At 68.4% G+C, this 16,001-nt stretch carries 22 protein-coding genes and 1 tRNA gene; 8 read left to right on the top strand and 15 right to left on the bottom strand.

From position 1 onward, the window contains the following. Positions 1–68 precede the first annotated feature (68 nt). Complete coding sequence (locus ACWDAG_RS27560; protein ID WP_030943670.1) at positions 69–425, bottom strand: GroES family chaperonin; 357 nt, start codon at positions 423–425, stop codon at positions 69–71. Between the two features lie 54 nt (positions 426–479). Next, entirely contained in the window at positions 480–809 is a 330-nt protein-coding gene (locus ACWDAG_RS27565; protein ID WP_450698251.1) for a DUF3618 domain-containing protein, read from the bottom strand. Positions 810–917: 108 nt separating this feature from the next. On the opposite strand from ACWDAG_RS27565, the gene bcp reads away from it, so the two are divergent. Next, positions 918–1,385: a thioredoxin-dependent thiol peroxidase gene (gene bcp / locus ACWDAG_RS27570; protein ID WP_115907926.1), complete on the top strand. Its 468-nt coding sequence runs from the start codon at positions 918–920 to the stop codon at positions 1,383–1,385. A gap of 92 nt (positions 1,386–1,477) precedes the next feature. On the opposite strand, the gene ACWDAG_RS27575 is transcribed toward bcp, so the two are convergent. Then, positions 1,478–1,675, bottom strand: a complete 198-nt coding sequence (locus ACWDAG_RS27575; RefSeq protein ID WP_450698360.1) for a hypothetical protein — start codon at positions 1,673–1,675, stop codon at positions 1,478–1,480. Here ACWDAG_RS27575 and ACWDAG_RS27580 point away from each other — a divergent pair. The 3 genes from ACWDAG_RS27580 (at position 1,584) to ACWDAG_RS27590 (ending at position 2,956) form a co-directional block, all read left to right on the top strand. Then, positions 1,584–2,165, top strand: coding sequence for an HNH endonuclease signature motif containing protein (locus ACWDAG_RS27580; RefSeq protein WP_450698357.1), 582 nt, complete (start codon positions 1,584–1,586; stop codon positions 2,163–2,165). The two genes, ACWDAG_RS27575 and ACWDAG_RS27580, sit on opposite strands and share 92 nt — an antisense overlap. Next, on the top strand, positions 2,162–2,827 hold the full coding sequence (locus ACWDAG_RS27585; RefSeq protein WP_450698252.1) for an HNH endonuclease: 666 nt from the start codon (positions 2,162–2,164) through the stop codon (positions 2,825–2,827). Before ACWDAG_RS27580 ends, ACWDAG_RS27585 begins: the two co-directional genes overlap by 4 nt. A 45-nt stretch (positions 2,828–2,872) precedes the next feature. Next, positions 2,873–2,956, top strand: a tRNA-Leu gene (locus tag ACWDAG_RS27590). A gap of 49 nt (positions 2,957–3,005) precedes the next feature. Here the strand turns inward: ACWDAG_RS27590 and rdgB are convergent. The 4 genes from rdgB to ACWDAG_RS27610 all read right to left on the bottom strand — a co-directional run bounded on the left by rdgB (position 3,006) and on the right by ACWDAG_RS27610 (position 5,509). Then, complete coding sequence (gene rdgB / locus ACWDAG_RS27595; protein WP_450698253.1) at positions 3,006–3,611, bottom strand: RdgB/HAM1 family non-canonical purine NTP pyrophosphatase; 606 nt, start codon at positions 3,609–3,611, stop codon at positions 3,006–3,008. 35 nt (positions 3,612–3,646) lie between these two features. Further along, complete coding sequence (locus ACWDAG_RS27600; protein WP_450698254.1) at positions 3,647–4,045, bottom strand: hypothetical protein; 399 nt, start codon at positions 4,043–4,045, stop codon at positions 3,647–3,649. Positions 4,046–4,186: 141 nt separating this feature from the next. After that, positions 4,187–4,924, bottom strand: a complete 738-nt coding sequence (gene rph, locus ACWDAG_RS27605; RefSeq protein ID WP_351476001.1) for a ribonuclease PH — start codon at positions 4,922–4,924, stop codon at positions 4,187–4,189. 105 nt (positions 4,925–5,029) lie between these two features. Next, positions 5,030–5,509 (bottom strand): glucose PTS transporter subunit EIIB, encoded by a 480-nt coding sequence (locus ACWDAG_RS27610; RefSeq protein WP_450698255.1) that lies wholly within the window; start codon positions 5,507–5,509, stop codon positions 5,030–5,032. Here ACWDAG_RS27610 and ACWDAG_RS27615 point away from each other — a divergent pair. Continuing rightward, complete coding sequence (locus ACWDAG_RS27615) at positions 5,391–6,680, top strand: PTS transporter subunit EIIC (RefSeq protein WP_450698256.1); 1,290 nt, start codon at positions 5,391–5,393, stop codon at positions 6,678–6,680. The two genes, ACWDAG_RS27610 and ACWDAG_RS27615, sit on opposite strands and share 119 nt — an antisense overlap. 223 nt (positions 6,681–6,903) lie before the next feature. Beyond that, positions 6,904–8,211, top strand: coding sequence for a PTS transporter subunit EIIC (locus ACWDAG_RS27620; RefSeq protein ID WP_450698257.1), 1,308 nt, complete (start codon positions 6,904–6,906; stop codon positions 8,209–8,211). Between the two features lie 72 nt (positions 8,212–8,283). Here the strand turns inward: ACWDAG_RS27620 and ACWDAG_RS27625 are convergent, their stop codons facing one another. Continuing rightward, complete coding sequence (locus ACWDAG_RS27625) at positions 8,284–9,036, bottom strand: MBL fold metallo-hydrolase (protein ID WP_450698258.1); 753 nt, start codon at positions 9,034–9,036, stop codon at positions 8,284–8,286. A gap of 234 nt (positions 9,037–9,270) precedes the next feature. Between ACWDAG_RS27625 and ACWDAG_RS27630 the strand changes: the two genes are divergently transcribed. Next, the gene (locus ACWDAG_RS27630) at positions 9,271–9,723 is read left to right on the top strand and encodes a type II toxin-antitoxin system PemK/MazF family toxin (RefSeq protein WP_030943640.1); all 453 of its coding nucleotides are present in this window, start codon (positions 9,271–9,273) and stop codon (positions 9,721–9,723) included. A 39-nt stretch (positions 9,724–9,762) separates the two neighbouring features. Here the strand turns inward: ACWDAG_RS27630 and ACWDAG_RS27635 are convergent, their stop codons facing one another. The 7 genes from ACWDAG_RS27635 to clpS form a co-directional block, all read right to left on the bottom strand. Next, a complete protein-coding gene (locus ACWDAG_RS27635; protein ID WP_450698259.1) occupies positions 9,763–10,713 on the bottom strand; it encodes a PLP-dependent cysteine synthase family protein in 951 nt (316 codons plus the stop codon). A gap of 5 nt (positions 10,714–10,718) precedes the next feature. After that, on the bottom strand, positions 10,719–10,997 hold the full coding sequence (locus ACWDAG_RS27640; RefSeq protein WP_450698260.1) for a MoaD/ThiS family protein: 279 nt from the start codon (positions 10,995–10,997) through the stop codon (positions 10,719–10,721). A gap of 105 nt (positions 10,998–11,102) precedes the next feature. Continuing rightward, positions 11,103–11,204, bottom strand: a complete 102-nt coding sequence (locus tag ACWDAG_RS27645) for a putative leader peptide (protein ID WP_311736770.1) — start codon at positions 11,202–11,204, stop codon at positions 11,103–11,105. Positions 11,205–11,283: 79 nt separating this feature from the next. Further along, positions 11,284–11,706: a Mov34/MPN/PAD-1 family protein gene (locus tag ACWDAG_RS27650; RefSeq protein WP_450698261.1), complete on the bottom strand. Its 423-nt coding sequence runs from the start codon at positions 11,704–11,706 to the stop codon at positions 11,284–11,286. 81 nt (positions 11,707–11,787) lie between these two features. Further along, positions 11,788–13,221, bottom strand: coding sequence for an amino acid permease (locus ACWDAG_RS27655; RefSeq protein WP_450698262.1), 1,434 nt, complete (start codon positions 13,219–13,221; stop codon positions 11,788–11,790). Positions 13,222–13,543: 322 nt separating this feature from the next. Further along, complete coding sequence (locus ACWDAG_RS27660; RefSeq protein WP_450698263.1) at positions 13,544–14,146, bottom strand: DUF2017 domain-containing protein; 603 nt, start codon at positions 14,144–14,146, stop codon at positions 13,544–13,546. A gap of 12 nt (positions 14,147–14,158) precedes the next feature. Then, complete coding sequence (clpS, locus tag ACWDAG_RS27665) at positions 14,159–14,476, bottom strand: ATP-dependent Clp protease adapter ClpS (RefSeq protein ID WP_030943626.1); 318 nt, start codon at positions 14,474–14,476, stop codon at positions 14,159–14,161. A 58-nt stretch (positions 14,477–14,534) separates the two neighbouring features. Here clpS and ACWDAG_RS27670 point away from each other — a divergent pair, with 58 nt between their 5' ends. Further along, the gene (locus ACWDAG_RS27670) at positions 14,535–15,881 is read left to right on the top strand and encodes a nicotinate phosphoribosyltransferase (protein ID WP_450698264.1); all 1,347 of its coding nucleotides are present in this window, start codon (positions 14,535–14,537) and stop codon (positions 15,879–15,881) included. Positions 15,882–16,001: the final 120 nt, after the last annotated feature.

The following is a 16,001-nucleotide window of genomic DNA, read 5'->3' on the forward strand; positions in this document are numbered from 1 at the left end:
ACCGACGAAGAGGGCTGGTGACGACGGTCACCAGCCCTCTTGAGCCGCTGTACGGCTTCTACAGACTTCTACAGATACAGGCCCGTCGTGTCCTCGGACCCCTCGAACCGGTCCGCGGCCACGGCATGCAGGTCACGCTCACGCATGAGCACATAGGCGACGCCCCGGACCTCCACCTCGGCACGGTCCTCCGGGTCGTACAGGACCCGGTCGCCCGGCTCCACGGTCCGTACGTTCTGGCCCACCGCTACGACCTCGGCCCAGGCCAGCCGACGCCCGACGGCCGCCGTGGCGGGGATCAGGATGCCCCCGCCCGACCGCCGCTCACCCTCGCCGCTCTCCTGCTTGACCAGAACCCGGTCATGCAGCATCCGGATGGGCAGCTTGTCGTGCTGGGTGCTGTGCTCGTTTCTCTTGGCGCTCACGCCTTGAACCTACCTGCCTTTGCCCAGTCCGTACGCCGCCGGGTCGGCGCTTGCTCAGCCCCTGCGCCGCCGGGTCCCGAGCGCGAGCAGCCCGACCAGTCCGACGGCGACGACCGCGACCGGCACGATCCGCTCCAGCCGGGGCGCGCCCTCCTCATCCACGAACTGGGCCTTCACATCGCTCACGACCTTGTTGACCCCGACGTAGGCCCGTCCCAGGGTCTGATCGATGTTCGACACGACCTTGGCCTTGGCGTCCCCGACGATCGTCTTCGGATGCACCCGCACCCCGATCTCGTCGAGCGTCTCGGCCAGCACGTCGCGGCGGCGCCTGATGTCCGCCTCGATCTGCGCCGGGGTTCTGGTGTCCGACGTGTCCGCCACCGTGGGGCCTCCGAAGTCGCCTGATGCCTGCCTGCTGCTACTTGTTCTGGACAGTCTGTCAGTTCCGCCCGCCCCCGCACTGTCAGGACCCCCGGTTACGCTGGTTCGATGAGCGAGCGACTCCAGCCGGGGGACGTGGCCCCCGACTTCACCCTCCCCGACGCCGACGGCAACGACGTGTCCCTCTCGGCCCACAAGGGCCGCAAGGTCATCGTCTACTTCTACCCGGCGGCCCTGACGCCCGGCTGCACCAAGCAGGCCTGCGACTTCACCGACAACCTGGAACTCCTGGCCGGCGCCGGCTACGACGTCATCGGCATCTCCCCGGACAAGCCGGAGAAGCTGGCGAAGTTCCGCGAGAAGGAGTCCCTGAAGATCACGCTGGCGGCCGACCCGGAGAAGACGGTCACCGAGGCCTACGGCGCGTACGGCGAGAAGAAGAACTACGGCAAGACGTACATGGGCGTCATCCGCTCCACGGTGATCGTGGACGAGGAGGGCAAGGTCGAGCGGGCGCTGTACAACGTCCGGGCGACGGGGCATGTGGCCAAGATCATCAAGGATCTGGGGATCTGAGGGTCCGTCTCTGCTGCGTCAGCGGCCCGCACCGGGATGCCCTGGTGCGGGCCGCTTTACATTTCGGGCGTGACTGTCGGATGAGCTGTTCGTTACTCCGTACGGGCTGCGAACGCGTGGCCGGAACGGAGGGGGCTCATGGGGGCCAGTGCGTACACCAAGGAGCGGCTGGAGGAGGCGGCTCGGGGGGCGCGGACGTTGTCGGAGGCGTTGGGGAGGTTGGGGGTGGATCCGGGGAGTTCGACGCGGCGGTACGTCTTGGGGCGGATGAAGAAGCTGGGGGTGGACACGTCGCACTTCGAGCGGGAGGGGGTGAAGTGGACGCGAGAGATCCTCCAGGTGGCGGTCTCGGCGTCGACGAACATGTGCGAGGTGCTACGGCACCTGGGGCTTGAGGTCGTCGGCGGGCACCACACTCACATCAGCCGACGGATCAAGGCGTACGACATCGACACCTCGCACTTTCAGGTGCCGACCCGGCGCGGCAAGGCGTGGCGCCCCCGGACGCCCGAGGGACTACTCGTCGAGCAGCCCGTCGGCCAGGCCCGGCGCATCCCTAGCGATCGGCTCAAGTGGGCGATGACGGCCCTGGGCATGCGAGAGCGGTGCGCCAGATGCGGAACGGAAGCGGTCTGGCGAGGGCATCCGCTCCCGCTGGAGGTCGATCACATCGACGGCAACTGGCGCGACAACCGCATCGAGAACCTGCGGTTCCTGTGCCCCAACTGCCACTCGACAACGGACAGTTACCGGGGGCGCGGCAAAGGCAGGACTTCATGAGCGGCGGCGTGCAGTACACCCGGGAACGGCTGACAGAAGCCGCCGCGCAGTGTTCGGACATCGACGAGGTCATCGCGTTCTTCGGCACCCGGCCATACGGCCAACTGCGCCGTCATCTCTTCCGGCGCTTCGACCACTTCGGAATCGACGTCTCGCACATGCCCCGCCAGAGGCGAGCGCGCGGAGTGCTCGCCCGACCAGCCGCCGACGAGTTGCGCCGAGCGGTCGCAGGAGCAACCTCCATCGCCGATACGCTGCGCGCTCTCGGGATGGAGCCCTACAACAGCAGGTTGCGCGTTCAGCTCCGACGCTGGGTGACCGAGGACGGTCTCGACACCTCCCATTTCCTTGGGCAGGCCCATCAACGCGGCGGGCCAGGCACCACACCGCTCAGGCGCGCCGAGGACATCCTGATCCAGCATGACGGCAAGCGCCGGACCAGGACCCATCTGCTCCGCCGGGCGCTTTTGGAGGTGGGCGTATCGGAGGAGTGTGCCGAGTGCGGAACAGGCCCCGAGTGGCTCGGGAAGCCCATGACGCTGGAGGTCGATCACATCAACGGGGACTGGAGCGACGACCGGCGCGAGAACCTGCGGTTGCTGTGCCCCAATTGCCATGCGATCACCAACACGTGGTGCCGAGGTGGCCGTAGAGCCGCCTAGGCCCTCGACTACGAAGCCGCCTCGCCGGGTAGCATGAGCGCGCAAGCGGCCGTGGCGGAATTGGCCTACGCGCAACACTTAGGATGTTGTGGGAGAAATCCCTTGAGGGTTCGAGTCCCTCCGGCCGCACACCTTTGATTCGAAGGTCCACCTGAACGCAGGTGGACCTCCACCGTTGTCAGCCCAACAGCTCCCGCACCACCGGCACCAACGCCCTGAACGCCTTCCCCCGATGACTGATCGCGTTCTTCTCCTCGGCGCTCAGCTCCGCGCACGTCCGCGACTCCCCCTCCGGCTGGAGGATCGGGTCGTAGCCGAAGCCGTTCGTGCCCACCGGAGCGTGCCGCAGCACCCCCCGCAGCTGCCCCTCGACCACGCGCTCCCGGCCGTCCGGCAGTGCCAGTGCCGCCGCGCAGGCGAAGTGCGCGCCCCGGTGTTCGTCCGCGATGTCCGACAGCTGGGCCAGCAGCAGCTCCAGGTTGGCCCGGTCGTCGCCGTGCTTGCCCGCCCAGCGGGCGGAGAAGATGCCCGGCGCGCCGTTCAGGACGTCGACGCAGAGGCCCGAGTCGTCGGCGACCGCGGGTAGGCCCGTCGCCTGCGCCAGGGCGTGGGCCTTCAGGAGGGCGTTCTCGGCGAACGTCACGCCTGTTTCCTTGACGTCGGGGACATCCGGATACTCCTCCGCCCCGACCAGTTCATGGGCGAGTCCCGCTTCGGCGAGGATCGCCCTGAGCTCGGTGATCTTTCCGGCGTTGCGGGTGGCGAGGATCAGGCGCGTCGTCATGGGGCAACAGTACGGCGCGGCCCGTAGGGGGGTCCTTACGAGGTGCAGACCTTAGTGAGTTCGCCCGCCGCGTCCGTGACGGGGCTGACGTCCGGGGTCTTGTCGCCGTTCTTGATCGCCGTACGGACGTTGCTCACGGCCTTGTTCAGGTCGTCGACGGCCTTGTTGACGTCGGCGTTGTCGGTCTTGTCGCCGATCTTGTCGAGGTTCTTGTCGATGGAGGCGAGTGACTCGTCGAGCTGGGTCGGGTCGTTCGAGGCGTTTTCCACGGCCTGCTGGAGGTTGGTGACGCTGTCGGCGATGGTGTCGGCGGTCTGGACGCAGTCCAGGGCCTTGTTGACGGCGTCGCAGCCGGTGGTGAGGCCCGCGGTCAGCCCTATGGCTGCCAGTGCTGCGATGGTGACGGTGATGCGGCGGCCTCGGCTCGCGGCCATGACTGTGGTCCCTCCGTGTCCAGGCCCGTGGGCCCCCCGTACTGGTCGGGCGCACGGTGGTGTGCCGTGCGCCCGCATTCGTAGGGACGCTGGGAGGGGCGTCCGGGTTGCCTCGGGCCGCCGTTCCGCTTGGTGCGTCCTTTACTTTTCGAGGACGGTATCAAGCGCCTTGCGCTGGAGGACAGCGAGTTCCGAGCAGCCGGAAACCGCCAGGTCCAGAAGGGAGTTGAGCTCCTCGCGGGCGAAGGGCTCGGCCTCCGCGGTGCCCTGGACCTCGACGAAGCGGCCGTCGCCGGTGCAGACGACGTTCATGTCGGTGTCGGCCCGTACGTCCTCCTCGTAGCAGAGGTCGAGGAGGGGGACGCCGCCGACGATGCCGACGGAGACCGCCGAGACGGTGCCGGTGAGCGGCTGGCGGCCGGCCTTGATCAGCTTCTTGCCCTGGGCCCACGCGACGGCGTCGGCCAGTGCCACGTAGGCGCCGGTGATCGCGGCCGTGCGGGTGCCGCCGTCGGCCTGGAGGACGTCGCAGTCGAGGACGATGGTGTTCTCGCCGAGCGCCTTGTAGTCGATGACCGCGCGCAGGGAGCGGCCGATGAGGCGGCTGATCTCGTGGGTGCGGCCGCCGATCTTGCCGCGTACGGACTCGCGGTCGCCGCGGGTGTTGGTGGCGCGGGGGAGCATGGAGTACTCGGCGGTGACCCAGCCCTCGCCGCTGCCCTTGCGCCAGCGGGGGACGCCTTCGGTGACGGAGGCGGTGCAGAAGACCTTGGTGTCGCCGAAGGCGATGAGGACGGAGCCCTCGGCGTGCTTGCTCCAGCCGCGTTCGATGGTGATCGGGCGGAGTTGTTCGGGGGTGCGGCCGTCGATTCGAGACATGGCGATGAGCCTAGCCGTACGAGCGGAAAGGGCCCCTCCCGCGGTGGGAAGGGGCCCCATCGAGTGAGTGCGGGCCGGGGTGGCCGTGGCTCATCTCACGTCGGTTCACATCATGTCTTCGATCTCCGCGGCGATGGGGTCGGCGTCGGTGCCGATGACGACCTGGATCGCGGTGCCCATCTTGACGACGCCGTGGGCGCCGGCGGCCTTGAGGGCGGTCTCGTCGACCAGCGAGGCGTCGCTGACCTCGGTGCGCAGCCGAGTGATGCAGCCCTCGATCTCCTCGATGTTGTCGATGCCGCCGAGCCCGGCAACGATCTTCTCAGCCTTGCTGGCCATGTCTGTCTCCTCATGCACGGTTGGCTCAACTTCGCGAGCGATTGCGTCGTGCGTACCGAAGGATGACGTCACAGCAGCCATATCGCCCGTGACTGGTCTACACCACCTGACAGGCGGTCGCCAACCCATGAGTGCCACCACGGAGATCTCCATTGCCCGGCGGCGATGGAACACATTGTTCCAGGGTCTGCAGAAGATGGGCCGCAGTCTCCAGCTCCCGATCGCGGTGCTGCCGGCCGCGGGCATCCTCAACCGGCTCGGTCAGCCGGATGTCTTCGGGGACGACGGGCTGGGGTGGACGAACGTCTCGAAGGTGATGGGCGGTGCGGGCGGCGCCCTGCTCGACGGTTCCCTCGGGCTTCCCCTTCTCTTCTGCATCGGCGTCGCGATCGGCATGGCGAAGAAGGCGGACGGTTCGACGGCGCTCGCGGCGGTCGCGGGCTTCCTCGTCTACTACAACGTGCTGCGCCAGTTCCCGAAGGACTGCCCGGGCGGGTCGAAGGCGGTCGCCGGGGTCGGCTGCCAGGTGTCCGACGGCACGGTGACGGCGTTCACGTACCAGAATCCGGGTGTCTTCGGCGGCATCGTGATGGGTCTGCTGGCCGCTTTCTTCTGGGCGCGCTATCACCGTACGAAGCTGGTGGACTGGCTCGGTTTCTTCAACGGGCGGCGGCTGGTGCCGATCATCATGGCGTTCGTCGCGATCGTGTTCGCCGCGCTGTGTCTGTGGGTCTGGCCGCCCATCGGTGACGGTCTGGAGAACTTCAGCGACTGGCTCGACGGACTCGACGCCTGGGGTGCGGGCATCTTCGGCGTCGCGAACCGGGCGCTGCTGGTGGTGGGGCTGCACCAGTTCCTGAACGTGCCCATCTGGTTCCAGTTCGGCAGCTACACCAAGCCCGACGGCACGGTCGTGCACGGTGACATCAACATGTTCCTGGCGGGGGATCCGAATGCGGGGCAGTTCACCTCCGGGTTCTTCCCGATCATGATGTTCGCGCTGCCGGCGGCGGCCCTCGCGATCACGCACTGCGCGAAGCCGGCCCGCCGGAAGGAGATCGGCGGGCTGATGCTGTCCGTCGCGCTGACGTCGTTCGTCACGGGCATCACAGAGCCCATCGAGTACTCGTTCCTGTTCGTCGCGCCGTTGCTGTACGCGATCCACGCGCTGCTGACGGGGGTGTCGATGGCGGTGACGTGGGGGCTCGGGGTGCACGACGGCTTCAGCTTCTCGGCCGGGTTGATCGACTACGTCATCAACTGGAATCTGGCCACGAGACCGTGGGCGATCGTCCCGATCGGGCTGTGCTTCGCCGCGGTCTACTACGTGATCTTCCGTTTCGCGATCACGAGGTTCGACCTGAAGACTCCGGGGCGGGAGCCGGAGGAGGAGCACGAGGACGTCACACAGCCCTGACAAGGGCCTTGTGTCACAAGTGAGTTGGGCCCTCGGACCACCGGTTCGGGGGCCTTTCCCATGCGCGTGGAAGGCCTGCGGAGGGGCTGGGGAAGATCACTCGCGGTGAACGGTGCGTAGCGTTCCGGTTGCAGATTTCGCGGGTTCCTTTATGCGGACTTCATCTGCTACAACAGGTCTACACCACTGAGTGGTGTAGACCACCACCCGATGGAGGAAGTCTATGACCACCGCCACCGCGCCAACGGCGGCCCCCACGAAGAAGTGGGGATCCGGCCTGCTCCAGGGCCTGCAGAAGATCGGCCGCAGTCTCCAGCTCCCGATCGCCGTGCTTCCGGCGGCGGGCCTGCTGATGCGACTCGGCCAGCCCGACGTCCAGGCGAAGCTGCATCTGCCCACCGATGTCGCCAAGGTGTTCGCCGGGGCCGGCGGTGTGCTGTTCGACGGCTCGTTCGGACTGCCGCTGCTGTTCTGTATAGGCGTGGCCATCGGCTTCGCGAAGAAGGCCGACGGTTCCACGGCTCTCGCCGCAGTGGTCAGCTTCCTGACCTACTACGCGGTGATCCACCAGTTCCCGATCAAGGACGGGCACGAGGGCGCCACCTACACGTCCGTCGCCCCCTTCGGCGGCTTCTGGCAGAAGGGCGACGGGGTCGCGGAGGCCGCGACCTTCCAGAACCCGGGTGTGCTCGGCGGCATCATCATCGGCCTGCTGACCGCCGTGCTGTGGCAGCGCTACCACCGCAAGAAGCTCGTGGACTGGCTCGGCTTCTTCAACGGCCGCCGACTGGTGCCGATCGTCACGGCCGTCGTCGGCGCCGCCCTCGGTGTACTGGTCGTCCTGGGCTGGCAGCCCATCGGTGACGTCATCACGAACTTCGGCGAGTGGATGACCGGGCTCGGTTCCTTCGGTGCGGCGCTCTTCGGTCTGATCAACCGCGCGCTGATCCCGATCGGCATGCACCAGTTCGTGAACTCGGTGGCCTGGTTCCAGATCGGCGACTACACCAACTCCGCCGGCACCGTCTTCCACGGCGACCTGCCCCGCTTCTTCGCGGGCGACCCGCACGCGGGTATGTTCATGACGGGATTCTTCCCGATCATGATGTTCGGCCTGCCCGCCGCCGCCCTGGCCATCGCGCACTCGGCCCGCCCCGAGCGCCGCAAGGCCGTGATGGGCATGATGCTGTCGCTCGCCCTGACCTCGTTCGTCACGGGCGTCACCGAGCCGATCGAGTTCTCGTTCATGTTCATCGCTCCGCTGCTGTACGCGATCCACGCGGTGCTCACCGCCGTGTCGATGGCCGTGACGTGGGCGCTGGGCATGCACATGGGCTTCAGCTTCTCGGCCGGTCTGACCGATGTCTTCATCAACTGGGGCATCTCCACCAAGCCCTGGCTGTTGATCCCGGTCGGCCTGGTGTTCGGCGCCATCTACTACGTCGTCTTCCGCTTCGCCATCGTCAGGTTCAACCTCCCCACCCCGGGCCGCGAGCCCGAGGAGGAGCTCGAGGACCTCACCAAGGCGTGAGCCCCGCCCTCACGGCATGAGGAAGGCCCCGGCACCGAAACAGGTGCCGGGGCCTTCCCATACGTGCGGATGTCAGATCTCGTACGACTGCCTCGGCGCCGCCAACTCCACCGGGCCGTCGAACACCGCGCGGGCGTCCGCCAGGTTGACCTGCGGGTCGGTCCACGGCGGGATGTGGGTCAGGACCAGGCGCCGTGCACCCGCCCGGGCCGCCGTCTCACCCGCCTCGCGGCCGTTGAGGTGCAGGTCGGGGATGTTCTCCTTGCCGTGCGTGAACGCGGCCTCGCACAGGAACAGGTCGGTGTCGCGGGCGAGTTCGTCCAGGACGGAGGTCGTGCCCGTGTCGCCGGAGTAGGTCAGGGACTTCCCGCCGTGCTCGATGCGGATGCCGTACGCCTCCACGGGATGGGCCACGCGTTCCGTGTGCACCGTGAACGGGCCGATCTCGAACGTGGACGGCTTGACCGTGTGGAAGTCGAAGACCTCGCTCATGGAGGAGGCGGTGGGGGTGTCGGCGTAGGCGGTGGTCAGCCGGTGTTCCGTTCCCTCGGGTCCGTAGACGGGAATCGGATCGCAGCGGCCGCCGTCGTGCCGGTAGTAGCGCGCCACGAAGTAGGCGCACATGTCGATGCAGTGGTCGGCGTGCAGATGGCTGAGGAAGATCGCGTCGAGGTCGTAGAGACCGCAGTGGCGCTGCAGCTCGCCAAGGGCGCCGTTGCCCATGTCGAGGAGCAGCCGGAAGCCGTCGGCCTCTACGAGGTAGCTCGAGCAGGCCGATTCCGCGGACGGGAACGACCCCGAGCAACCGACGACGGTGAGCTTCATGAAGCAGAAACCTCCGCTGGCGGGAACTTTTCTGGGAAGGGGAACGGGGGTCGTGCGGTCCGTCGAGCGTAAGGCGCAAAACGTCCGGTCGCTCCTCAGGCAGGGGCTGTTGTGGGCGAACTCACCTGTGGTGTCACCGGTTCGGCTGGAAGCGGGGCGGGTGAGGCGTGAGAGGGCGAGCCCGGGTTGCGCAGAGGGCGCGCGGCGCTGATCGTGCGCCGGTAACGTCTTCGTATGGACACGTCATGGTGGCTCGCGCTCGCGGCGGTGATACTGCTCGCGCTGGTCGCCACGCTCGTCGACGGCTGGGGGCGGGGGCGGCGGCCCGAGGGGCGCCGCACACGGCCGCCGGGCCGGCCGGGCGTGCGGGGTGGCGGGCGGCCCAAGCCCGCGGAGATCTGGTGGGCGAACGTTCCGTACGAGGACCGGCCGGGCAACAAGGACCGGCCCTGTCTGGTGCTGGTGGTGCACGGGGAGCGGGCGGTCGTCGCGAAGATCACCAGCAAGTACCACGACGAGCGGGCCGGGGTGATCCCGTTGCCTCCGGGGGCCGTCGGCGATGCGCAGGGGCGCGCGAGCTTCCTGGAGACGGACGAGTTGCGCGAGGTGCCGGTGTGGGAGTTCCGGCGGAGGGTGGGTGTGGTGGACCCGGTCCTGTGGGACCAGGTCCGTCACCTCGCTACATGAGCGCTGCGCCGTGAGCCCTTCGAGCGGGCTCACGTAGGACTACGCCCAGAGCTGTCCCTGCAGCGTCTCGATGGCCTCCTCCGTCGTGGCCGCCGTGTAGACGCCCGTCGACAGGTACTTCCAGCCGCCGTCGGCCACGACGAACACGATGTCCGCGCTCTCGCCGGCCTTGACGGCCTTGTTGCCGACGCCGATCGCCGCGTGCAGGGCCGCGCCGGTGGAGACGCCCGCGAAGATGCCCTCCTGCTGGAGGAGTTCGCGGGTGCGGGTGACGGCGTCCGCCGAGCCGACGGAGAAGCGGGTCGTCAGGACGGAGGCGTCGTACAGCTCCGGTACGAAGCCCTCGTCGAGGTTCCTGAGCCCGTACACCAGGTCGTCGTAGCGCGGTTCCGCGGCGACGATCTTCACGTCGGGCTTGTTCTCGCGCAGGAAGCGGCCGACGCCCATCAGCGTCCCCGTCGTCCCGAGGCCCGCCACGAAGTGGGTGACGGAGGGGAGGTCGGCGAGGATCTCGGGGCCGGTCGTCGCGTAGTGCGCGCCCGCGTTGTCCGGGTTGCCGTACTGGTAGAGCATCACCCAGTCCGGGTGCTCGGCCGAGAGTTCCTTGGCCACCCGGACCGCGGTGTTGGAGCCGCCCGCCGCCGGGGAGGAGATGATCTCCGCGCCCCACATGCCGAGCAGGTCGCGGCGCTCCTGCGAGGTGTTCTCGGGCATCACGCAGACCATGCGGTAGCCCTTGAGTTTCGCGGCCATGGCGAGGGAGATGCCGGTGTTGCCGCTGGTCGGCTCCAGGATGGTGCAGCCGGGGGTCAGACGGCCGTCCTTCTCCGCCTGTTCGATCATGTGCAGGGCCGGGCGGTCCTTGACCGAGCCGGTGGGGTTGCGGTCCTCCAGCTTGGCCCAGATGCGGACGTCCTCGGACGGCGACAACCGCGGCAGGCGCACCAGAGGGGTGTTGCCCACCGCGGCCAGCGGGGAGTCGTAGCGCATGCGGATCAGGCCATGCCGCCGGCCACGGCCGGCAGGATCGTGACGTTGTCGCCGTCGGCGAGCTTGGTGTTGATGCCCTCGAGGAAGCGGACGTCCTCGTCGTTCAGGTAGACGTTGACGAAGCGGCGCAGCTCGCCGTTGTCCACGATGCGGGCCTGGATGCCCGCATGCCGGGTCTCGAGGTCGGCGAAGAGCTCGGCGAGGGTGTCCCCGTTGCCCTCCACCGCCTTCTCGCCGGCGGTGTAGGTGCGAAGGATGGTGGGGATGCGGACCTCGATGGCCATGGCTCAGGGCTCCTGTCGGGAGTAGTCAGTCGGTGGGCGCGCGGCAGCGCAGTGGAGCTTGTGGTGCACAAGGCGCCGCGGCTCACGGCCGTACGGCGGCAGGGGTCAGCGCGTACAGATGGCGCTCTGCAGCCTGCACAGGTCGACGTGCAGCCGCGCCACGAGCAGCATGCCCGGCGTCTTGTCGCTCACGTCGTGGAAAACCATGGGGTCATCGTATCGATTCCCGGTACCGGGCCCGGAGTGTGATCTCGCATACTGGACGGATTCTGACCGAACCGCGAGATCAGTAGGCCTCTACGACCGTGACCTCCTCCTCCGTGACCTCGCCCTCCACGATCCGGTACGAGCGGAACTGGAAGTCGCCGAGGCCGTCGGTGTCCGCGGTGGAGACCAGGACGTAGTGGGCGCCGGGCTCGTTGGCGTAGGAGATGTCGGTGCGGGAGGGGTAGGCCTCGGTCGCGGTGTGGGAGTGGTAGATGATCACCGGCTCCTCGTCGCGGTCGTCCATCTCGCGGTAGAGCCTGAGCAGGTCGCCGGAGTCGAACTCGTAGAACGTGGGCGACATGGCCGCGTTCAGCATCGGGATGAACCGCTCGGGGCGGTCCGTACCGGCCGGGCCCGCGACGACGCCGCACGCCTCGTCGGGGTGGTCCTTGCGCGCGTGCGCGACGATCTGGTCGACGAGGGCCTGGGTGATGGTCAGCATGCTCGCCAGGATAAGCAGAGGGCCGCCCCGTACCGATGGGTGGTATGGGGCGGCCCGGATGCTGAACAGAGTGGAGCAGGGTCAGCCGACCTTCTCCAGCTCCGGCTCGCGCCGCCGGGTGACCTCCGGGTTGCTCGCCTTGAGGATCGCCCAGCCGATGCCGAGGACGACCGCCCAGCCGGCCATCACATAGAGGCAGACGCGGGAGTCGGCGTCGTAGGCGATCAGGCCGGTGACGAAGAGCAGGAACACGATGGCGATGTACGAGCACACCGCGCCGCCCGGCGCCGGGAAGGACGAGGCGGGCAGCCGGCCCGCGACGACCGCGCGGCGGTAGAGGACGTGGCTGATCAGGATCATCAGCCAGGTCCAGATGCCGGCCGCGGTGGCCACCGAGGTGACGTAGCCGAAGGCCTTCTCCGGGACGATGTAGTTGAGGACCACACCGATGCCCATGAAGGCGACCGAGACCGTGATGCCGAGGGCGGGCGTCTTGGAGGCCGACAGCTTGGCGAAGGCGCGCGGGGCCTCGCCGTTGTCGGCCAGTGTGCGCAGCATGCGGCCCGTGGAGTACATGCCCGAGTTGCAGGAGGACAGGGCCGCGGTCAGGACGACGAAGTTGACGATGCCCGCGCCGGCCGGGATGCCGATCAGCGCGAACGCCTTCACGAAGGGGCTGACGCCGTCCGCGAACTCGGTCCACTTGACGACGCAGAGGATGACGGTGAGCGCGCCGACGTAGAAGAGCGCGATGCGCCAGGGCAGGGTGTTGATCGCCTTGGGGAGGGTCTTCTCCGGGTCCTCGGACTCGCCGGCGGTGACACCGACCAGCTCGACGGCGAGGTAGGCGAACATGACGCCCTGCAGGGTCATCAGGGACGAGCCGACACCCTTGGGGAAGAAGCCGTCGAACTGCCAGAGGTTGGCGACGGAGGCGGTGTCACCGGCGGCGCTGAAGCCGAAGGTGAGGACGCCGAGGCCGATGACGATCATGCCGATCAGCGCGGTGACCTTGACCATCGAGAACCAGAACTCCAGCTCGCCGAAGAGCTTCACGGAGATCAGGTTGACCCCGAAGAGGATCACCAGGAAGACCAGGGCGGTGGTCCATTGCGGGACGTGCGGGAACCAGTAGTGGACGTAGATCGCGGCGGCCGTCAGCTCGGCCATGCCCGTCACGACCCACATCAGCCAGTAGGTCCAGGCGGTGAAGTAGCCGAAGAACGGGCCGAGGAACTCGCGGGAGTACTCCGCGAAGGAGCCCGAGACCGGGCGGTAGAGGAGCAGCTCGCCGAGTGCCCGCATGATGAAGAAGATGATCACGCCCGCGAGGGCGTACATGAAGATGAGGCTGGGGCCGGCCTTGGCGATGTTCGCCCCGGCACCCAGGAAGAGGCCGACGCCGATGGCGCCGCCGATCGCGATCATCTGGACCTGACGGCTGCCGAGCCCGCGCTCGTACCCCTCTTCGGCCCCCTCGGGGGCGTTGTCCGTACCGACCTGAGCGGAGGTCATGTGGTGGTGCGCCTTTCTCCATTCCGACCCCGGGCCTCTCGTCGGCCCCGGATCGGGTCTCGATCCCCCCGGATTGATGGAGCGTTGTGCCTGGCCGGCGATTGGCCGGCTCGGTGGCGCACCCGGCTGAACATGGGTGGTGTTCGCCGGGCGGTCGTGAAGATTTATCACGGCCGCAACCTTGATCATTCGAGCGAGATGTGGCGCACGCCACAGGGAGAACCGGACAAAGGCCACGCCAAAGGCGCATAGAAGGCGACTCTGGTGACCTCATCGTTATCCGGATTTGAGCGTCCTCTGAGCGAACGCCGAACGTCTCGGATCAGGGCATAAGGGTGGAGACCAGCGTCTCCTGGAGGCCGCCCAGCCACAGATACGCCATCACCATCGGCTTGCGCGGGTCCTCGTCCGGGAGGCGGTAGAGGAGGTCGGTGTCGTCCTCGTCGGTGATCTCGAGGCGGGAGCCGATCGCCAGGCGCAGGTCGTTGAGGGTGCCGAGCCACTGACGGGACTCGTCGGCCGACAGCTGGAGGACCGCGCCGCCGTCACCGGCCGGCGTCAGCGCGTCCAGGGAGCGGATCACGGCGAGGGCGCTCTCGCGCTTGGCGGCGCGCAGGTCGTTCTCCGTGTAGCGGCGGAACTCGGCGGAGTACTCCCGCTGCTCCTCGGCCTCCTTGGGCCCGGGGGTGGCCTCCGGGTCGCTGTAGGCGTCCGGGAAGAGCCGCTTGAGCACGGGGTCCTTCGGGGGCTCACTGGGGCCCTCGGCGAAGAGCTCGGCCAACGGGTCGTCGGACGCGTCCTCGCCGGGGCCGGGCCCGACGAGCTCCAGGAGCTGGACGGCCAGCGACCGGATGATGGAGATCTCGACGTCGTCGAGCGCGACGGCCGCGCCGCCGCCGGGGAGCGGTTCGAAGGTGCCTGGCATCAGGTTGAGTCGCTACTTCCGGTCCTGCTGGAGGGTGGCCCACAGTCCGTAGCCGTGCATGGCCTGCACGTCGCGTTCCATCTCCTCGCGAGTGCCGCTGGAGACGACCGCCCGGCCCTTGTGGTGGACATCGAGCATGAGCTTGGTGGCCTTGTCCTTGGTGTAGCCGAAGTACGTCTGGAAGACGTACGTCACATAGCTCATGAGGTTGACCGGGTCGTTGTGCACGATCGTGACCCAGGGGACGTCTGGCTCGGGTACGGCGAAGACCTCCTCCGCCGACTCGGTGCGTTCGATCTCAAGGGGAGCGGGTGACGTCACACAGCCCATGCTGCCACGGGCCCCACAAATCGTCACACTGACGCAAAGGGGTGTACCATTCCTTGCCATGAACACAGCGGACCTTGGGCTGCCGGTGGACGTTCCCTCGACGGCGCTCTTCACGGACCAGTACGAGCTCACAATGCTGCAGGCCGCCCTCAAGGCCGGTACGGCCGAGCGGCGAAGCGTCTTCGAGGTCTTCACCCGGCGGCTGCCGGAGGGGCGGCGCTACGGCGTGGTGGCCGGCACCGGGCGGGTTCTGGACGCCGTGGAGAACTTCCGTTTCGACGCAGACGTCCTGGGCTTCCTGCGTGAGCGGGGCATCGTCGACGAGGCGACCCTCGAATGGCTCGCCTCCTACCGCTTCTCCGGTGACGTCTGGGGCTATCCGGAGGGCGAGGTGTACTTCCCGGGCTCGCCGATCATGCGGGTCGAGGGGTCGTTCGCCGAGTGCGTGCTGCTGGAGACGGTGATCCTCTCCATCCTCAACCACGACTCCGCGATCGCCGCGGCCGCCTCCCGGATGTCCTCGGCCGCCGGGCACCGCCCGCTGATCGAGATGGGCGCCCGGCGCACTCACGAGCTCGCCGCCGTCGCCGCCTCCCGCGCCGCGTACGTGGGCGGCTTCACCTCCACCTCCGACCTCGCGGCCGGGTTCCGCTACAACATCCCGACCGTCGGCACCTCCGCGCACGCCTTCACCCTCCTGCACGACCGCGAGCGGGACGCCTTCCAGGCCCAGGTCAACTCGCTCGGCCGGAACACCACCCTGCTCGTGGACACCTACGACGTCGCCGAGGCCGTCCGCATGGCCGTCGAGATCGCCGGGCCCGAGCTGGGTGCCGTGCGCATCGACTCCGGCGACCTGTTGCTGGTCGCGCACCGGGTGCGGCAGCAGCTGGACGAGCTGGGCGCGACGGCCACGAAGATCATCGTGACCTCGGACCTCGACGAGTACGCCATCGCCTCGCTGGCGGCGGCGCCCGTGGACGCGTACGGCGTCGGTACGCAGCTGGTCACCGGGTCCGGACACCCGACCTGCTCGATGGTGTACAAGCTGGTCGCCCGCGCCGAGTCCGCCGACCCGAGGGCGCCGCTGGTGCCGGTGGCGAAGAAGTCCAGCGGCGGCAAGACCTCCATCGGCGGCCGCAAGTGGGCCGCGCGGCGGCTGGACGCGGACGGCGTCGCGGAGGCCGAGGTCGTCGGCACCGGACCGGTGCCGGCCGAGCTGGCGGACCGGCAGCTGCTGGTCGAGCTGGTCAAGGGCGGTGACGTGGTGGCGCGCGAGCCACTGGACGTCGTACGCGACCGGCACACGGCCGCGCGCGCCAATCTGCCGCTGTCCGCGACCCAGCTCTCGCGCGGGGAACCGGTCATTCCGACGGAGTACGTCCACGGGCGCTCGGGTAGCTAAAGCAGGTGCCGCCGGATACGCCCCGTGACGCCCCCTCCCCTACCGGACGGGAACTCAATACGCTCGGAAGTTCAATGGCCGGGCCCGCACCCCTCCCCCGACCCCATCGTCGAGAAGGAC

It is taken from the genome of Streptomyces sp. NPDC001157 (assembly GCF_053598255.1).